Origin of the sequence: Acetobacter sicerae, from assembly GCF_011516765.1 — a bacterium.
Lineage (GTDB): Bacteria > Pseudomonadota > Alphaproteobacteria > Acetobacterales > Acetobacteraceae > Acetobacter > Acetobacter sicerae.
Window position 1 is genome coordinate 1 of the sequence record NZ_JAAABN010000070.1, and the last position, 1,290, is coordinate 1,290.

Annotated in this window: 2 protein-coding genes; both read right to left on the minus strand. The window is 62.4% G+C overall.

The window, feature by feature from the left end:
- The coding region (locus GVI59_RS18610; RefSeq protein ID WP_173575525.1) for a hypothetical protein at window positions 1-588 on the minus strand (588 nt) is incomplete at its 3' end.
- A partial coding sequence (locus GVI59_RS18615; protein WP_173575526.1) for a baseplate J/gp47 family protein occupies window positions 588-1,290 on the minus strand: 703 nt, incomplete at its 5' end. The genes GVI59_RS18610 and GVI59_RS18615, both read right to left, overlap by 1 nt.

Genomic DNA, 1,290 nt, shown 5'->3' on the forward strand with positions numbered 1-1,290 from the left:
GACAACACCTGCCGCTTTGGTCGAGTTGATCGCGTTGAGAATGATGCTGTCGTCCGTCACGCTTCCGCGCGGGACCGTGATGAAAAACTGGCCGCCAGAAAGATGGCCGTAGTGCAGCCCGGAACCGTATCCGTATCCTCCGCCAGCAGCAGGAACCTGCGTCGATCCGTAGCCCTTGCAATCCGTCGCGTTCGTCTGCTCGATAACCGTCGCCGTCGTGCCGGTCACTGACTGGACTGCCGCGATAATGGCCGCTCGCGTGTTTTTCTCAGCAACGAGAGCGTCGATGATGCGCTGGCGATAGGCTGCGTCCGTCTCACCCGTGAGCCGAGGGAACGCGCCAGCCCCGAAATAATCATCAGCCTTTATCGAGAGGTCTGTCCCGGACGTGGTTTGCAGCCGCGTCTGATTGTTCAGATCCGCCAGTTGCAGCCAGAGCCATGCGAGAACATTCGCGCATCCGGACAGGACGCCAACAAGGACCGGCGCTTTTTCCTGTTCGTCCGCAGCGGGTGGAGTTGGGAACCAGCCGTCCGGCAGAACCTGCCGCAGACGTGCGACGAAATCCGACTGGTCGCCGGTCGCCATCAGCCCGTCACCACGTTGATCGTAACTGCGCCCGCACGCACAACCTGCGCCGTCTGGGCCGGGATGTCGGCCTGAGCGCCATTCAGGAGGACGCTGCCGATAGAGGTCGGCGTGACGCCCGCATTGTTCCACGCGACCACCGCCAGACGAGCGTATGAATAGCCCGCCCCGACCGTCTGCGCGTCGATATCCGCCGTGATGGCTGTCTGCACAGCGGTTGATACAGTTGCTGTGTCTGTGGCCGCCGGAACGGTGATCGTCATTGAAACCGTGAGCAGCAGCTCGGCAGAGCGGATTGCAGAGAAGCCGACGCCACATGCCCGAACCGCATCAATGGCCGAATAAACCTCGGCCACCAGGGCGTCGGATGCATCGCCGGTTCCGTCGTCAACCACCGCCGTGAAAAACCCGGCCCGATAGGTCTGATCCGCCGCCTCACCATCCATGATCGAATAGGTCAGGTTAGTCTGGACCCCGCTGATCGCGTTCTCGATCGCTGCCGTCGATGCTGTTGCTTTCGCGGCCAGCCAGAGCGGGAAACGCGCCCTCAGGGCCGCGTCGGTCTCACCATCTGACCCATTAACAAATGCAGCGCCATTCGTGCAGGTGTCGATGCCGGAGATCGAGGTGCCGAGCAGGCAGATCGTCCCTGCGTCAACATTCCCCGCAGTCCCTGCCGTCTGGCACTGGACCGGCACCGTG